16 protein-coding genes and 1 pseudogene are annotated in these 16,412 nt (G+C 73.0%); 5 read left to right on the top strand and 12 right to left on the bottom strand.

Features of this window, described 5'->3' with window-relative positions; all coding sequences use genetic code 11:
* Positions 1–44 precede the first annotated feature (44 nt).
* From ABEB03_RS09920 to ABEB03_RS09950, 7 genes are all read right to left on the bottom strand, one after another.
* The gene (locus ABEB03_RS09920; RefSeq protein WP_345644732.1) at positions 45–1,526 is read right to left on the bottom strand and encodes an ATP/GTP-binding protein; all 1,482 of its coding nucleotides are present in this window, start codon (positions 1,524–1,526) and stop codon (positions 45–47) included.
* Positions 1,523–3,016, bottom strand: coding sequence for an SCO6880 family protein (locus ABEB03_RS09925; RefSeq protein ID WP_345644735.1), 1,494 nt, complete (start codon positions 3,014–3,016; stop codon positions 1,523–1,525). Before ABEB03_RS09925 ends, ABEB03_RS09920 begins: the two co-directional genes overlap by 4 nt.
* Before the next feature lie 113 nt (positions 3,017–3,129).
* Complete coding sequence (locus ABEB03_RS09930) at positions 3,130–4,290, bottom strand: hypothetical protein (protein WP_345644738.1); 1,161 nt, start codon at positions 4,288–4,290, stop codon at positions 3,130–3,132.
* A gap of 1 nt (position 4,291) precedes the next feature.
* The gene (locus ABEB03_RS09935; RefSeq protein ID WP_095935971.1) at positions 4,292–5,071 is read right to left on the bottom strand and encodes a hypothetical protein; all 780 of its coding nucleotides are present in this window, start codon (positions 5,069–5,071) and stop codon (positions 4,292–4,294) included.
* 56 nt (positions 5,072–5,127) lie between these two features.
* Entirely contained in the window at positions 5,128–5,427 is a 300-nt protein-coding gene (locus ABEB03_RS09940) for a hypothetical protein (protein ID WP_028805325.1), read from the bottom strand.
* A gap of 358 nt (positions 5,428–5,785) precedes the next feature.
* The gene (locus tag ABEB03_RS09945; RefSeq protein WP_345644744.1) at positions 5,786–6,046 is read right to left on the bottom strand and encodes a hypothetical protein; all 261 of its coding nucleotides are present in this window, start codon (positions 6,044–6,046) and stop codon (positions 5,786–5,788) included.
* Entirely contained in the window at positions 6,043–6,594 is a 552-nt protein-coding gene (locus ABEB03_RS09950; RefSeq protein WP_345644747.1) for a DUF6668 family protein, read from the bottom strand. Before ABEB03_RS09950 ends, ABEB03_RS09945 begins: the two co-directional genes overlap by 4 nt.
* Before the next feature lie 174 nt (positions 6,595–6,768).
* Between ABEB03_RS09950 and ABEB03_RS09955 the strand changes: the two genes are divergently transcribed.
* The 4 genes from ABEB03_RS09955 (at position 6,769) to ABEB03_RS09970 (ending at position 11,774) form a co-directional block, all read left to right on the top strand.
* Positions 6,769–7,803, top strand: a complete 1,035-nt coding sequence (locus ABEB03_RS09955) for a peptidoglycan DD-metalloendopeptidase family protein (protein WP_345644750.1) — start codon at positions 6,769–6,771, stop codon at positions 7,801–7,803.
* Between the two features lie 17 nt (positions 7,804–7,820).
* A complete protein-coding gene (locus tag ABEB03_RS09960) occupies positions 7,821–8,522 on the top strand; it encodes a hypothetical protein (RefSeq protein WP_345644753.1) in 702 nt (233 codons plus the stop codon).
* An 8-nt stretch (positions 8,523–8,530) separates the two neighbouring features.
* The gene (locus ABEB03_RS45315; protein ID WP_425589212.1) at positions 8,531–11,092 is read left to right on the top strand and encodes a hypothetical protein; all 2,562 of its coding nucleotides are present in this window, start codon (positions 8,531–8,533) and stop codon (positions 11,090–11,092) included.
* A 67-nt stretch (positions 11,093–11,159) separates the two neighbouring features.
* Positions 11,160–11,774 carry a hypothetical protein gene (locus tag ABEB03_RS09970; protein WP_345644756.1) on the top strand — a complete coding sequence of 205 codons (615 nt, stop codon included), beginning with the start codon at positions 11,160–11,162 and terminating at the stop codon, positions 11,772–11,774.
* 13 nt (positions 11,775–11,787) lie between these two features.
* Here ABEB03_RS09970 and ABEB03_RS09975 read toward each other — a convergent pair whose 3' ends face one another.
* The 4 genes from ABEB03_RS09975 to ABEB03_RS09990 all read right to left on the bottom strand — a co-directional run bounded on the left by ABEB03_RS09975 (position 11,788) and on the right by ABEB03_RS09990 (position 15,496).
* Positions 11,788–12,735 (bottom strand): M28 family metallopeptidase, encoded by a 948-nt coding sequence (locus ABEB03_RS09975; protein WP_345644759.1) that lies wholly within the window; start codon positions 12,733–12,735, stop codon positions 11,788–11,790.
* 152 nt (positions 12,736–12,887) lie between these two features.
* Positions 12,888–13,355: a VOC family protein gene (locus ABEB03_RS09980; protein WP_425589213.1), complete on the bottom strand. Its 468-nt coding sequence runs from the start codon at positions 13,353–13,355 to the stop codon at positions 12,888–12,890.
* Between the two features lie 82 nt (positions 13,356–13,437).
* Positions 13,438–14,490 carry an EamA family transporter RarD gene (gene rarD, locus ABEB03_RS09985; RefSeq protein WP_345644765.1) on the bottom strand — a complete coding sequence of 351 codons (1,053 nt, stop codon included), beginning with the start codon at positions 14,488–14,490 and terminating at the stop codon, positions 13,438–13,440.
* A 148-nt stretch (positions 14,491–14,638) separates the two neighbouring features.
* Positions 14,639–15,496: an SDR family oxidoreductase gene (locus ABEB03_RS09990; RefSeq protein ID WP_345644768.1), complete on the bottom strand. Its 858-nt coding sequence runs from the start codon at positions 15,494–15,496 to the stop codon at positions 14,639–14,641.
* An 88-nt stretch (positions 15,497–15,584) separates the two neighbouring features.
* Between ABEB03_RS09990 and ABEB03_RS09995 the strand changes: the two genes are divergently transcribed.
* Positions 15,585–15,989, top strand: a complete 405-nt coding sequence (locus ABEB03_RS09995; protein ID WP_095935980.1) for a winged helix-turn-helix transcriptional regulator — start codon at positions 15,585–15,587, stop codon at positions 15,987–15,989.
* Positions 15,990–16,020: 31 nt separating this feature from the next.
* Here the strand turns inward: ABEB03_RS09995 and ABEB03_RS10000 are convergent.
* Positions 16,021–16,412, bottom strand: a pseudogene (locus ABEB03_RS10000) (2-oxoacid:ferredoxin oxidoreductase subunit beta); the annotation flags it as partial.

Consider the following 16,412-nt stretch of genomic DNA (forward strand, 5'->3'; position numbering starts at 1 on the left):
GCTGCTCCCCGTTTTTCGGTGTCCTGCCGCCCCCGCGGCTCGCCCTACGCGCCCTTGGACAGGCTCGGACCTGCCTGTGACCAGCGCGTGTTGGTGTTGTGCAGGGCCCGCTCGGTGTCCGTGATGGACACCTTGATCGGGATGCCGGGACGACCGCCGACCTTGATCAGGAACCGGCCCCGGCCGGGCGGCTCCTCGTTCCCGCCCGTGCTCGCCCAGCCCGGCGGGGACGACCACGACGACACCAGTTCGATCTCCCGCTCGGACATCCCCACGATCTCGCCGAGTTCCTTCATCTCGGTACGGGGAAGGCCCGCGCAGACGACCATGCCGGCCCGTTCCACGAAGCCCCGCGCCTTGGCGCGGTCCGCCTCGCTGCCCAGCGCCTCGGCGTCCTTCAGCGTGTGCGTGATCTTCGCGTCGCCGAGGCCGAGCGACCGGTTGAGCCGGGTCAGCGCGTCGATCCGCTCGACGATGCCGGAGGCGGCCCGCAGCGGGCGCCACAGCTCGTCCAGGACGGTGAAGAACCAGCGCTGCGGGGCCAGTCCGGCGTCCGCGAGCGCGTGCGCGGCGGCCACCGTGCCGAGCCCGTCCGACCAGGCGGCGAGCATCGCGGCCGCGGTCAGCTGGGTGTCCGCCTCACCGATGCGGGAGATGTCCACGCACACGGCGGGGGACGCCGGGTTGATCCGGGTCGACGTCTCGGCCGCGAAGGTGTCGCCGAGGGGGCCGTCCAGCACGCCCAGCAGCGAGCGGTGCAGCGGGTCCACGGCCTCCTGGTACCGGGCCACGTTGCCCCGGTCCAGCGTCACCGCGCGGACCCGGTCGGGGCCCTCGTCGAGCACCTTCAGCAGATCGGGCAGCAGCGGGGCCCGCCCCGGCTTCGTCCGCTCGGCCAGGTGGTGCAGACAGGCGGAGAGCACCGACTGCTCGTGGTCGTCCATCGGACGGCCGCGGACGATCGTGATGAGCGCCGCGACCATGTTCAGCACCCGGCCGTGGGCCTCGGCGGCCAGCACCCGGCCGCGCTCGCCGCCGATGCGCACCGCCGCCTCGCCCATCGCGCCCGGGTCGAGGACGTTGATGCCGCCGACGCCGCGGCCGATCGAGATGACCTGGCCGCCCAGCGCCCTGACCGTGTCGGCGTAGTCGGGCTTCAGGTCGCCGAGCACCAGCGGGGTGATGCCCGTCGCCGACATCCCGATGAGCATCCGGTTGACCAGTGTCGACTTGCCCAGACCCGGCATGCCGAGCATGAACAGGGACGGGTTGGAGATGTAACGGGCCCGGGTGAACCAGGAGATGGGGTCGCCGCACACCGTCGCCCCGGTGTGCAGGTGCTGGCCCAGCGGGACGCCCGTCATGGGCGCGCCGGAGCCCGCCGCGAACGGCCACAGCCCGCACGCCTGCACGGTGGTCGCCCGCCACAGCGCGGGCGGATCGACGTGCCCGACCTGGCCCCCGGCGGGGCCGTACCAGCCGCGCGGCGGTGCCACCTGCGGCCTCGGCGTCGACTGCTTGCTCACAGCGCCTCCCGGATCTGGTACGGAACGAGGGTGTGCTCCCACGGCAGCAGGCCGACCGGCAGCGTGCAGGTGAACGCGGAGGCCTGCATACGGTCCGCGGGGCGCATCAGGATGCGGGACGAGGCCTGCAGGTTGCGGACGGTGATGGCCGCGTCCTGCAACTGCTCCTCGTCGTCGACGGTGACGGTCACCATCAGCGAGAACTCGACGAGCCCCGCGCCCGCCGCCTCCTCGGCGGCGGTCTGCTCGGCGGCCTGCATCTCGGAGCTGGCCCGCGCCTGCACGAGACCGCGCCGCGATCCCGCCATGAAGTGGGCGGAGCGCCGGTCGGACTCCACGATGCGGGCGGAGGTCGCCGGGTCGATGGGCCGGTAGATGAGGGAGACCCGCTTGCGCCGGGTGCCCGGCGCGGGTTCGAGGAGGCCGCGCAGCACGCTCGACCTGACCGTGCCGCGCGGTGCGAGCGTCAGCATCCAGGTGCGCGAGACACCCGAGTCGTGCTTGTACGCGGTGACGGTCTCGACGGCCGCCGCCGGGCCCGCGTCGCTCCACTCCAGCCCGGTGGTGGAGTGTTCGGCGCGGGCACTGAGCACGTCGGGGGCGACGGCCGGGTCGAACGCCACCCGTACGATCTCGGCGAGCCGCTCCGCCGCCAGCGGGTACGCGCTGCCGCCGCCGGCCGCGACCAGCCCGGACAGCAGACCCGGCAGCCGCATCGACAGATCGGTGATGATGTCCTCGACCTCACGCTTGGGTCCGCCGGTGGGGCCGTAGGTGAGCGCGATGTACGTGTGCATCTCGGAGGACGCCGACGGATAGCGCTCGACGACCTCCTCCATCACGGCGCGGGCCGCCGCCGGAGCGTTCGGCGAGATGCGCGGCAGCACCTCGGCCGCCAGCCGCGTCCCGGTGTCCGGGGCCGTCTCCACGACGACCTGCGCGCCGCGCAGACCCGGCTCGTGCGACAGCCGCGACAGCCAGTCGCCCCAGGAGGCCACCCAGATGTCGACCTGCTCGGGGTCGACCAGTGAACCGCCGTCCGGTTCACAGGCCAGCACCACGGTGTACAGACCGCGGCCCGGGTGGTGCAGCACGCCGAAGGAGCGGTTGTAGGCGTCGCGGCCCTCGTACATCTTGGTGCGGGCGAGCAGGCCGGGCGGCTGGTAGCGCCCGCCGGGGCGCTTGGACAGTGGCCCGGAGACGTAGGTGTGCGAGCCGTTCGCCTTGCGCTTCATCCAGCCGATGCGGATCGCGAGGACCTGGTAGACGTTGCGGCCGTCGACGGTGCGCAGCGCCAGCGGGGCGAGGAACAGCGCGACCGGCACCAGCACGACCACCGCGGCCAGCAGCGACACCAGTGACGCCAGCAGTGCCACCAGCAGTCCGCCGAAGGCGACGACGGTGCCGAGCAGACCCAGCGGACCGAGTCCGGGACGGCGGGGCCTGCGCCAGTTCCCGTACGTGGGACGCGTCATGGCGTCGGTGGACATGGGGTTCCTTCTTCCGGCTCGACTCAAAGTGCTTCGGGTGTACGGGGACGGGGGAGCGGGGCGCCGCCTCGTCGGGCGGCCCGCCCCGCTCCCGGGGCCTGGCGGCCTGCTGCCTACTGGTTGTGGCCCTTCATGCCGTCGTTGTCGTCAAGGGAGTTGGCGACTTCCGTGGCGGCTGCGACACCGGTCTGCACGGCGACCGCGGCGGCCTGCACCGCGAGGGCCGCGCCACCCGTGGCGGCTCCGGCCGCGGCGGCACCGCCTCCTGCGGCGGCGCCTCCCGCGCCACCTGCCCCGCCGGCGGAGGAGCCGGCACCCGCGGACGGCGAGCCCTTGGGACCGGCCGCACCGCCGCCGCCTCCACCGCCTCCACCGCCGCCACCGCCGCCTCCGGCACCGCCCGCGGCGATGCTGACGGCCCCGGTGGCCACGTTGTTGGCCGCGTTGAGCGCGACCGTGCCGCCGGAGGTGCCGCCGAGGGCGGCCGTCGCGGGGACGATCAGCTTGAGCAGGGCCGGCAGGGCGAAGACCGCCATGATCAACATGCCCATGCCGGCGATGGTCTGGTCGAGGTTCTTGGTGTCCTGCGTCATCGACGTGGCCGAATAGATGATCAGCGCCGCGGCCGGCTTGTAGAGCAGCCAGGCCCCGAGCCAGCCGACGTGCTTCTTCCACCAGCCCTCGCCCCACCCGGTCATCGAGGAGGCGGCGGCCAGCGGCAGTGTCCCGACGAGCATGATCAGGACACCGATGCGGATGTACATCAGACAGATCTGCACGAAGCTCGACAGCATCACCAGCAGACCGAAGATGAGCACCAGACCCGGCTGGTTGAGCGTGATGACGCCGAGCATCGTCGACGCGCGGTCGCCGAGGTCGGACTTGGCGTACACGTGCTGGGCGTACAGGTCCGACGCCTTGGTCAGCGCCTGCACCACCGGCACGGCGACCGCGCCGACCAGGATGACCTTCCACATGCCCATGAAGGCCTGCTTCATGGGCTGGCCCTTGCGTTCCAGGGCCATTCTGATCGCGGCCACCAGCAGCGACGCCACGGCCACGTACGCGACGATCCAGTCGATCTCCGCGTCGATCAGCCCGATGGGCTGGGAGGGGTCGTCCACGTCGACGTGCATCCAGACGCCGTTGAGCGCCTTGAGCACCTCGGCCGCGGCGTCACCGATGGCCTTGGCGAAGACGGTGACGGCACCCTCGGTGAACTCCGAACCGACCTCGTCGATCACACAGTCGACGATCTTCCAGCTGCAACTCATCTCACGCCCCCCACGTGACGAAGCCCTTGGTGCCGCTGACCTGCGACATACCGGAATAGACCGTGCCGTCGGCGTCCGGCGCGAGCTTCCAGTCGCCGTCGTCCCAGCGCATGGTCACCGACGCGGTGCCGTAGGCGTCCTTGCCGGGGACGCGGACCACGACCATCACCGTCGTCTTCTGCTTGTCGTAGGACAGGACCGTGAAGCCGGCGTAGCCGCCCGCGTCCTGCGAACCCGAGCTGGGCTTGTCGCCCTCGGCGGTGCGGCTGCGGATCAGCGCGTCGCGGCCGGGGCCGGCGACGACCTGACGGTCCACGACCTCGCGCCAGCCCTGGTAGCTGAGGTGGTCGGTGATGGCGTGGGCGGCCAGCACGGCGCCCATCGGCGTGTGCGCGAAGCAGGACCAGACCGGTCCGTCGTACTTGAGCGGGCCCACCGTCTTCGAGACCGGCACGAGGCCGGTGCCGTCGGCCTTCCAGGTGAAGTCCTTCGGCACGCTCGTCGGCTTCGCCTGGTCGCTGTCGTCGGTACGGCAGCCGGCGGGCCGGGCGTCCGCACCCTCCTTGCCCCCGCCCGAGTGCGAGCCGGAGGACGAGGTCGGATTCGGGTCCGGGTCGCCCGACGCCTGCGGCGACCGTCCGCCGCCGCCGTCCAGCATCGTGAAGACGGCGAGGACGAGCAGCACCAGCAGGAACCCGGCCGACAGGATCCAGCCTCGCTGCTGCCAGAACGGCTGCTCCCACTCCCCGCTGCCCCCTTGGGACCGGCCGGAGTTCAGCATGGTTTGCGCTCCCTTCGGATCGGGTCGTCGAATCGGTTCGTCCGGTCGCCCGGCGGTCAGGCGAAGACGAAGGTGACGACAGGACCCGCGGTGGCGACGAGGACACAGCCGCCGAGGACCATGCCGAGGCGGCCCATGTGCTCCGAGCCCTCGCCGCGGCGCATGGAGATCGCCATCATCGCGCCGGTGATGAGCACACCCGCGACGCCCGCCGCGGTGCCGGCCCAGGCGAGGATGCCGAGGACGGTGTCGACCTTGCCGGTCAGTGCGCCCGGCGCGTTGCGGTTGGGGTCGGGGACCTTTCCGTCCGCCAGGTAGATGTACTCGTGTGCCTTGGCTGCAATCGCCTTGAACATGGCTTCTCCCCGATGTGGTCGGCTGCCTCGCCGACGACGTGCTTGCTGTGAGCGGTGCTTGAGCGGTGCTTGAGCGGTCGCGCAGGAGGGACGAGGGCGGTGTGGCGCCCGGGTTCCCGGTTGCACAGTGAGCTTGGCGACTGCTGTGGGGTCCGGCCAAGCGATGTAGTGATCCAGCACCTGTCGGTGACGTGTCCGTGACACACGGGAAGAGTTCGTCATCAAGTAGCAGGTGGGACGACGGCCGGGTACGACGAACTGAGGCACCCTCACGGCGAAGTGAGGGTGCCTCAGGCGGAAACGAGCGAGGGGGAACTGCCCCGTCGCGACGGAGGAGCGCGTCGACGAGGGCGGCGGCTCAGATGACGAAGCCGACGATCGGGCCGGCCGTGGCGCCGATGACACAGGCGCCCATCACCATCAGGAACTGGCTCATGTGCTCGTCCCCGTCACCGGTCTTCACGGCCAGCGCCATACGGCTGCCCACGATCAGCAGCCCCGCCACACCGGCCGCGGTGACCAGCCAGGCGATGAGGTTGAGGACGAAGTCGAGCTCTCTGGTGACACCGGTGGGCGGGCCAGCGGCCAGCGTGCCGGTCAGGGCGTGCAGGGTGCTCATGGGATGGTCCTCCCGGTCAGTCTGGCCAGTGATGTGATCTCGCGCGGCAGCGGTCCGGTGAGGTCGCCGGTGCGCCAGTCGGGCACCCACGGCACCCGGTAGACGTCGATGACGGAGCTGATCACCTTGATGCGCTGGGCGAGTTGACGGGGCAGCCGGCCGGGTGCGTCCGCGACCAGGACGATGGCGTCGAGGTCGAGCCCCGGCGGCGCGTCGCCTCGCCGGAAGATGTCGAGCGTGTGCGAGACGGCCTCCAGACCGGCGGCGTGCGTCCGGCCGACCAGCAGCACCGAGCCCGGCTCGCCCTGGTCCGACCGCGGCCAGCTGCGGCCCGCGTCGTGACCGCCGAAGACGGTGGCGAGCGTCGAGGCGCCGGCCCCGCCGTGCGTGGCGACCCAGGCGAACTGCCGTGGACTGACGACGGCTTGAGCGGGCGCGGGCCCCTCCTCGCGCTGCCGCGGATCCGGTTCGCCGACCGGACCGCGGATCCAGATCTCGGGCCCGTCCGGCCCGTGCCGTTCGTTCCCCTGCATCGCGACCCCCTTCATCGCCACTCTCCTCCGTCGTCGGCCCCACCGATCTTCACGTCGCCCCGACAGGTTAGGTAACGGGGTGTGAGTTCCTGGGACGAGCCTGTGACGTCGCGGTGACGCAGGCAACGGGTGGGAGCCGAGAGACTCAACAGCATGTACACGACCGGATCTTGAGGCTGAGGGGAGCCCATGTCCAACGGGGGCGGAAGCACCATGACCTGGGTGGTCGGCGGTTGCATAGCCGCGGTGATCATGCCGGTGGTCATGATGGTCGGAGTGAGCGGGGCATCGAGTGAGGACGGCGGAGGGGCGGGCGGGGGTGGCGGGTTGAAGGACGGCGCCGTTCCGCAGCAGTACGTGCCGTGGGTCCTCAAGGCGGGCGCGTTGTGCGACGTCATCAAGCCCGCCGTCATCGCCGCGCAGATCGAGGCGGAGTCGGGCTGGAACCCGAATGCCCAGTCGCCCGTGGGCGCCGAGGGGTTGTCGCAGTTCATGCCCGGGACCTGGCAGACCTGGGGACGGGACGACGACGGCAACGGCCGGGTGTCCCCGTACGATCCGGGCGACGCGATCATGGCCCAGGGCCGCTACGACTGCGCGCTCGCCAAGCAGGTCGAGGGCTACAAGAACCGTGGTGAGGCGCGCGGCGAGACCCTGGACCTCGCGCTCGCCGCGTACAACGCGGGACCGGGCGCGGTGCACCAGTACGGCGGCATGCCCCCGTACACCGAGACCCAGAACTACGTCGCCACGATCAAGTCGCTCATCGCCAAGTACGAGTCGGTGGACGACGCGCCGGGCAAGATTCCCGACGGGCAGCAGATGGCGATGCCGCTTCCCGGCAAGCCGCCCATCACCTCGCCGTACGGCATGCGCATGCACCCGATCCTGCACGTCAGAAAGCTGCACACGGGCATCGACTTCGGCGCCGCGGCCGGTACGCGGTTCATGGCGGCCCGGGACGGGACGGTCACCTTCGCCGGATGGTCCAACGGGTACGGAAACCGTGTCGTGATCTCCCACGGAACCATCGACGGCGACCAGATATCGACCACCTACAACCACATGTCCGCCCTCAGCGTCCGTGTCGGTCAGAAGGTGAAGGTCGGTCAGAAGGTCGGCGCGGTGGGCTCCACCGGCTACTCGACCGGACCGCACGCGCACTTCGAGGTCCAGCAGAACAACAAGTACGTGGACCCGGCACCCTGGCTGGGGCTGAAGTGAGAAGGAGGGAGGCGACGATGAGCACGCGTACGAGGACGATCGCCGTCGCGGTCGTGTCCGTGACGGGCCTGGTGGCGTTGACGGGCTGTGGCCTGCAGGACCATCGTGATGTGGTGGGTGCGCCGGGTGCGTCGCCCTCCGCGGTGCCCTCGGTGGCGCCGAAGGCACCCCTCCCGTCCGGCAAGCCGCTGGGCGCGGACGCGCGGGTGCCGAGCCCGTCGGGCGTCGACGGGACGGACGCGACGGACGTATCGGAGGCGTGGGCGGAGGTGGCGTACGGCTATGACACGAAGTACGACTCCGGCCCGCACGACGCCGTGCTGCGCTCGGCGCGCTGGTTCACGGCCAAGAAGGCCGCTGCCGAGCGGTCCTACCGGCCGGCCAGCGGCGCGGGCGACGCCTGGAACACCTGGGCCGGGCACAAGGCCTGGACCACGGTGAAGGTGACCCCCGACGACGACGGCGACGGCCCCAGGGACACGGCCGTCCTCGCCTACCGAGCCCTCTACGTCGACGGCACGGCGCACGGCCGCGACGGCTGGACGGGCACCGGGCCGCGCGCGAACGTCTTCCTCAAGCTCACGCGGGCGGGGAAGGGGCAGCCGTGGCACGTCGACGAGGTGAACGCGGTGGAGGCCGCGGTCCCCCCGTCCCCGGAATCGTCCGCCGCGTCCTCCTCGACTCCGTCCTCCGCCGCCTCGACCGAACACCCCGAGTGAGGGAACCGATGTCTCGACTCAGCCGCGAACAGAAGCGGGAACTCAAGCGGCAGCGCTCGGCCGGTGCCGCCCCCGGCGGGCACCCGGCCACCGGGGTGACGCCGATCGAGGTGCACGTGCCGGTGACCGCGGACCGTACGGGCGGTGGTGCCACGGTCGGCGGGATGCCGGTCGTCGCCGCGCCCGGCGAGACCGTCCAGGCCGCCGTCCTCACCTACCTGCACCGGCTCGTCCTCGCCACCGGCCATCCGGTCCTCGCCACCGTCGACGACGAGCGCATCGGGTACGTCGTGCCGCTCCAGGTGCACGTGGACGGGTCCAGCCAGTACGCCGGGGAGCCCGTGCGGGTGGGCCCGGGGGCGCCGGTGACGGCCGCCGAGCCGGAGCCGCCGACGCGACCGGAACCGCGGCAGAGCGCGCCGGCGCCCCAGGCCCAGCCCCAGGCGCCCGCGCCGCTGTCCCAGGCTCAGGCACCCGCGCCGGTGTCCGGGGAGGGCGCGGCGCCGGTTCCCCACCGGGACAAGGCGACGTACGTCCTGCGCGCGGTACCGGAACCGGACCCCCGGCCGGCCCCGGAGCCCGCCCCCGCGCCACGGCCGGTGCTCGCACCGGAGCCGCAGCCCGCGCCGACACCGGCTCCCGTGCCGCAGCCGACGCCCGGTGCACCGGAGTTCGCGCCTGCGCCGCGGCCGACCACCACGCCGGAGCCGCAGCCCGCGCCCGCCCCGCAGCCGGTCCGCGCGCCCGAGCCCGCTACCGCCCCCGCGCCTGCGCCGGAGCCGCAGCAGCGGCCCGCGGCAGTGCTTCGGCCTGCGCCGGAGGTGGCGCCCGCGCCCGCTCCTGCCTCCGTGCCGGGGCCCGAGCACGCGCCAGTTTCGCGATCGGAGTTCGGGCCTGCATCGGGGCCGATCGCGGAGCCGCGGCCGATCGCGGAGCCGCGGCCGGTCGCCGCGCCGGAGTCGGCACCTGCCCCTGCTCCTGCCCCCGCGCCGGAGCCGCAGCAGCGTCCCGCGGCGGTGCTTCGGCCCGAGCCGGAGGTGGCGCCCGCGGTTGCTCCCGCCCCCGCGCTTGAGCCGCAGCAGCGGCCCGCGGCGGCGCTTCGGCCTGCGCCGGAGGTGGCGCCCGCGGTTGCTCCCGCCCCTGTGCCGGAGCCCGAGCACGCGCCCGTCTCGCGGCCGGAGTTCACGCCTGCGCCGCGGCCGATCGAGGAGCCGCGACCCGTTGCCGCGCCGGAGCCGCAGCAGCGGCCCGCAGCGGTCGTGCGGGCCGAGTCGAGTGCGGCTCCCGGGGCCGAGCCCGCTCCGGCGTCCGCGCCGCAGCCGCGGTCCGAGGTGGCGCCCGCGCCCCTGCGGGACCCGCAGCCCGCGCCGCGTCCGTTGCCCGAGACGGCACCGGTGTCCCTGCCTGTCACCCAGGAGTTCAGGCCCGCTCCGCAGTCGCCGCCGCAGCGGCCCGAGCCGGACGTGTCGCCCGCGGCTGCCCCCGCGCCGGAACGGGCCCACGCGCCCGCTCCCGTCGCGCAGCCCGCGCCCGCCGTGGCGGAGTTCGGGCCCGCGCCGCAGTCCGCTCCCGCACCGGAGGCCGCTCCGGTCGCGGCCGGGTTCGGGCCCGCGCCGCAATCGGTCCGCGCGCCGGAGTCCGAGCACGTGTCCGCGCCGAGGCCGACTGCCGTGCCGGAGCCGCAGGCCGCTCCCGTGCAGCCGCCCGCTGCCGTGCTGCGGCCCGAGCCGGCCCCCGCGCCTGCTCCGGCCCCCGCGCCGCAACCCGTCGCGGAGGGGCCCACGCCCGCGACGTTCGTGCTGCGTGCCGTACCGGAGCCGAAGCCGCTGCCGGGGAGTGCGGCGACGCACGTACTGCGGGCCGTGCCCGAATCGGCCGCCGGTGCGGTGGCCGCGCCGACGGGGGAGTTCGGGCCGGCACCGGTGGCCGAGCCCGCCCCCGCCCACAAGGCCCCGAGCGAGCCCGCGCCCCTGCTGGACCCGGAGCCCGAGCCGGAGCCGAAGCCCGCTCCCGTGCGCGGCTTCGACGCCGTCGCCGAGGCCGTGCTCGACCAGGCACCGGAGGGCGACGGCTCGCCGCAGTTCCTCCAGGAGCCCGTGGCACGGATCAACGAGGCCGTGAAGATGGGCCGGATCGAGGCGGCCGCGGGCATGGCGGAGCAGGCCGTCGCGGAGGCGTCGCACTCGCTCGGCCAGGACCACCCCGAGGTGCTGAAGCTGCGTGAACTGACCGCGTACATCGCCTACTTGGCGGGCGACGCGCTCAGGTCCTTCCACCTGTCGCTGGACCTCGCGCAGGTCCGCCGACGGCACCGGGACCCGCGTGCCGCGTACGGCAACGTGCAGAGCGCGGCGGCGGCCTGGCGCGCCGTCCGTGACCCGCTCCAGGGTCTGCACCTGGGACGTGACCTGATCGGCGTGTGGGCGGAGCTCGCGGCCGACGGCGGTCCCGCCGCCGAGGACATCGAGCAGCTCGAGTCGGCGCGTACCCGTATGGGCCGTCTGTCCGAGCGCGCCCGTGTCATGGCCGACAACCCGTACGCGCAGACACCCCGGGCCCATGGTCAGTGACGGCCGGGGCGCACGGCGCGGTCCCGCGGGACGAGGAGGAGACCGGCCCGGCGCGGGTGCGTCCGGCGTGTCCGGAGCCGGGGGCGCCGGACTCGAGGCGTCCGGCGCCGGTGTGCCGGGTGCCGGGGCCGACCGGGCCGCCGCGGCCCGCCGCCGCTCACCGCAGCCGGGAACGCGGGCGGCACGCCCGGGTGCCCGCGCCCCGCGGGCCGGCGAGCCGACCCCGCGTACCGAGGTGACCGTCAACGAGCTGACCGGCACCATGAGTTGGCGCACACTCACGCCGGGCGTCGCCGGAAGGCGGGGCCGCACCGATCGCGCGGCGACACCCGCGGGACCGCGGGGCGCCGCCCCGATCCCGACGCCCCCGGCCGCCGTACGGGCCGCGGTGGACGTCCACGTCGAGTCGCTCGGCGCGGGAGAGTTGCAGCATCACCTGGCCCAGGTCGGTGCCCTGCGCTCGCGGGTCGCCGCCGACGTCGCCCTCGGCGGGCGGGTACCGGCGGTGGTCGCCGCCAGGATGCGTTCGGTCTCCACGCCGGCCGCCGCCCATGCTCTCACCGTGGAACGAGCGGACACCATGCGGGAGTTGGGGCGCAAGGCGCCCGCGGCGAGGGCGGTGACCCCCGTCGCGGGCCCGGCGCGTCCACCGGCCGCGCCGCCGCCGGGACCGCGGCGCTGACCGGGACGCCTGCCTAGGACGACAGCGCCCACACCGCATGGGCGAGGGCGTCGCCGTTGCGGTCCAGCGCGGTGTCGTTGATGTTCGACGTCGTGTCGCAGGAGGAGTGGTAGCAGCGGTCGAACGGCTGGCCCGCCGTGCCGCCCCACTTCGCGGCCTGGGCCGTCGTCTTGACGTAGTCGGCGCCGCTGAAGAGGCCGCCGACCGGGATGCCGGCGTTCTTGAAGGGGGCGTGGTCGGAGCGGCCGTCGCCCTCGGTCTCCGGCTCCGTCGCGATGCCCAGGCCCGTGAAGTAGTCCTTGAAGGTCTTCTCGATGGCGGGGTCGTCGTCGTAGACGAAGTAGCCCGGGTTCGGGGAGCCGATCATGTCGAAGTTCAGATAGCCGCTGATCTTCGAGCGGTTCGTGGAGGAGAGGTTGTTGACGTAGTACCGGGAGCCGACCATGCCGAGCTCCTCCGCGCCCCACCAGGCGAACCGGAGGTGTTTGGTGGGCTTGTACTGCGCGCGGGACACGGCGAGCGCCGTCTCCAGGACGGCCGCGGACCCGGACCCGTTGTCGTTGATGCCAGGCCCCGCGGTCACGCTGTCGAGGTGGGATCCGGCCATGACGACCTGGTTGGAGTCGCCGCCGGGCCAGTCGGCGATCAGGTTGTAGCCGGTGCGTCCGGACGAGGTGAACTGCTGGAGGGTCGTGGTGAACCCGGCCGCGTCCAGCTTCGCCTTCACGTAGTCGATGGACGCCTTGTAACCGGTGCGGCCGTGCGCCCGGTTGCCGCCGTTGGCGGTGGCGATGGACTGCAACTGTGCGAGATGCGCCTTGACGTTGGCGACGGGGAGGTCGGGGGCGGCGGCCACGCCGGGGGACGCGGGCGCCGCGCCGGCTATGGAACCGGTGGTGAGGAGCGTGGTGGCCGCCACGACGGCAGCGGCGACGGCACGTCCGGGAACGGAGAGCTTCATGTGGGGGGCTCCGAATTCCGCAGTGAGTGGGGAGCCCGATGGTGGGGGTGAGGCTGACGCTCCGTCAAGAGCGGAATCCGGTCACCCCCGTCCGCATACCGGAACCCCGCGGTGCCGTGCGTCCGAAGTCACGCCACCCCGCGTGTGTCCCCCTAGTGCACGCAGAACTCGTTCCCCTCCGGGTCGGCCATCACCACCCACTCGCCGGCCGGTTCCTTCACGTGCCGCAGCATGCTCGCCCCCAGCTCCGTGAGCCGCTCGACCTCGGCCGCCCGCTCTCCCGGCGCCGGGTGCAGATCGAGATGGAGCCGGTTCTTGGCGGTCTTGGCCTCCGGCACGCGCTGGAAGAGCAGTCGCCGGCCGAGACCGGTGCCGCTCTCCTCGTCGTACGGGTCGTCCGGATGCCGTACGGCGATCAGGTCCCGGAACGCCGCGCGGCCGTGGAAGTCGACGGTGGCCCCGGCCGGCAGCGCGCCGATCTCCAGCAGCCGTTCCACCAGTGCGCTGTTGTCCTCGGCCCGGTAGTGGAGCGCGGCCGCCCAGAAGTCGGCCTGGGCATGCGGGTCGGTGGCGTCGACGACGAGTTTCCAGTGCAGAGGAGTGGGCGTCATGGCGGGCATCCTGCCAGTCCGCAGGCGGTTCGGGGGCCGGGTCGCCGAACCGGTCCCGCGGCCGGACGGCGCGGTGCCCGGGCAGTACCCCCTACGCGTGCTCCCGCGGGGCGGTGACCGTGCCGGCGTCCGGGGCGGTGCCGGGGCTCACGACGGCGTCCGCGCCCGTGACGACCTCGGTCCCCACGGCGAGCTCCGCGGCCTCGGCGACCTCGGCCTGCGAGGGGCGGCCGGCGTTCCGCAGCTGGCGGGCGGCCCGCCGCGCGGTGCGCAGCGCGTCGAAGGTGAGCAGCGACAGCGCGAGCCAGACCAGCGCGAACCCGGCCCAGCGCTCGGGCGGCATGGCCTCGTGGAAGTAGAGGATGCCGAGCAGGAACTGGAAGACCGGTGCGAGGTACTGCAGCAGGCCCAGCGTCGACAGCGGCACGCGGATCGCCGCCGCCCCGAAGCAGACGAGGGGGAGCGCCGTCACCACACCGGTCGCGGCGAGCAGCAGGGCGTGTCCCCCGCCCTGCGCGGCGAAGGTCGCGTCTCCCTGGGAGCCCAGCCACAGCAGGTAGGCCAGCGCGGGCAGGAACTGGATCGCGGTCTCGGCGGCGAGCGACTCGATGCCGCCGAGGTTGACCTTCTTCTTCACCAGCCCGTAGGTGGCGAAGGAGAAGGCGAGGCAGAGGGAGATCCACGGCGGCCGGCCGTAGCCGATGGTGAGGACGAGGACCGCGCTGAAGCCGACGCCGACGGCCGCCCACTGCACGGGCCGCAGCCGTTCCTTGAGGATGAGGACGCCCATCGCGATGGTGACGAGCGGGTTGATGAAGTAGCCGAGCGACGCCTCCACCACGTGTCCGCTGTTGACGGCCCAGATGTAGACGCCCCAGTTGACCGTGATGACGGCCGCGGCGATCGTGATCAGGCCCAGCTTGCGCGGCTGCCGCAACAGCTCGCCCGCCCAGGCCCAGCGCCGCATGACCAGCAGTGCGATGCCGACCACGCCGAGGGACCAGACCATCCGGTGGGCGAGGATCTCGACCGCTCCGGCGGGCTTCAGCAACGGCCAGAAGAGGGGGACGAGCCCCCACATGCCGTACGCCGCGAAGCCGTTCAGCAGACCTACGCGCTGTTCGCTCCTCGACGTCGCGGCCACCGCTGCCTCCTTCTCGTGTGACCGCCGCTCTCGTGCGGCGGAAGTCTCGAAGAAGGTAGCGCCGAGGACCCCTGCCTGTCATGCCCGTATCGCCATACGGTCATGACAGGCAGGGGTGGTGTCGACGGGACCCCGGGGGCGCGGGGGTTCAGCCCTTCAGCGCCGCCTTGATCGACTCGGCGAGCGGGGTGGTCGGGCGGCCGATGAGGCGGGACAGGTCGCCGCTGGTTCCGGCGAGCAGCCCGCGCTCCACGGCCGCGTCGACGTCCACGAGGATCGCCGCGAACGGCTCGGGCAGACCCGCGCCGGTGAGAATGCCCTGCAGCACCTCGCCGGGCACGTTGTTGTACGCGATCTCCCGGCCCGTCTGCGTGCTCAGCTCCGCCGCGTACTCGGCCAGGCCCCACGCCGTGTCGCCGCTGAGCTCGTACGCCTGGTTCTCGTGCCCCTCGCCGGTCAGCACGGCGACCGCCGCCGCCGCGTAGTCGGCCCGGGAGGCGGAGGCGATGCGGCCCTCGCCGGCGGAGGCGACGACGGCGTCGTGCTCCAGCACCGGGGCGAGGTTCTCGGTGTAGTTCTCGTGGTACCAGCCGTTGCGCAGGAAGGTGTACGGCAGGCCGGAGTCGAGGATCGCCTGCTCGGTGCCCTTGTGGTCGTCGGCCAGCTTGAAGTCGGCCGCAGGACCGCCCAGCACCCCGGTGTACGCGAGCTGTGCGACCCCGGCCTCCTTCGCGGCGTCGATCACGGCGGTGTGCTGCGGGATGCGCTGCCCGACCGCGTTGCCGGAGATCAGCAGCACCCTGTCGCCGGCGGCGAAGGCGCCCTTCAGGGTCTCGGGCGCGCTGTAGTCGGCCACGCGCAGCCCGACGCCGCGGGCGGCGAGGTCGGCGGCCTTCTCCTCGCTGCGGACGACGGCGACGATCTCGGACGCCGGGACCTTCTCCAGCAGGCCGTCGATGACGTGACGGCCGAGGTGCCCGGTGGCTCCGGTGACGACGATGCTCATGAGTGAACTCCTTGTGGGGTGGTCTGACACTCACCCTAGGAGGTGCACTAACTCTGCGAAAGTACCCACTTTCAAGTAAGGTACTGGCATGGCAGTAAGTACCGGAGCAGCAGAGAACAAGTACACCGTCGGCGAGGCGATGTGCCCCTACCGCCTGGTCCTGGAGCACGTCACCAGCCGCTGGGGCGTCCTCGTCCTGATCGAGCTCCTGGAGCGCCCGTTCCGCTTCAGTGAGCTGCGCCGGGCGATCGGGCGGGTCAGCGAGAAGATGCTGACGCAGACCCTGCAGACGCTGGAGCGCGACGGGCTGGTCCACCGCGACGCCAAACCGGTCATCCCGCCGCGCGTCGACTACTCGCTCACCGACCTGGGACGTGAGGCCGCGGTGCAGGTGAAGGCCCTCGCGTCGTGGACCGCGGAGCGCATGGACGACGTGGAGCAGGCCCGCCGCACCTACGACGAGGCCCGGGAGGCGAGCTCCCGGGCCTCGTGAAGGGCATGACCCACCGCGCGGCGGCCGTGTCTCAGCCGACGACCGTCCAGGTGTCCCCGCCCGCGAGAAGTGTGGCGAGGTCGCCCTTGCCGTTCTGTTCGATGGCGGTGTCGAGTTGGTCGGCCATCTGGGTGTCGTAGACGGGGCGGTCGACGGCGCGCAGGACGCCGATGGGGGTGTGGTGCAGGGTGTGCGGGTCGGCGAGGCGGGAGAGGGCGAAGGCGGTGGTGGGGGAGGGGGAGTGGGCGTCGTGGACGAGGATGTCCGCTTCGTTGTCGGGGGTGACGGTGACGACGTTCAGGTCGCCGGTGTGGGGGTCGCGGATGACGCCGCGGGCGTTGTCGGTGCCGAAGCGGATGGGCCGGCCGTGTTCGAGGCGGATGACGGCTTCCTGGGCCTGTTGCTGGTCCTTGAGGGCGTCGA

Origin of the sequence: Streptomyces siamensis (genome assembly GCF_039543605.1) — a bacterium.
Classification (GTDB): Bacteria; Actinomycetota; Actinomycetes; order Streptomycetales; family Streptomycetaceae; genus Streptomyces; species Streptomyces siamensis.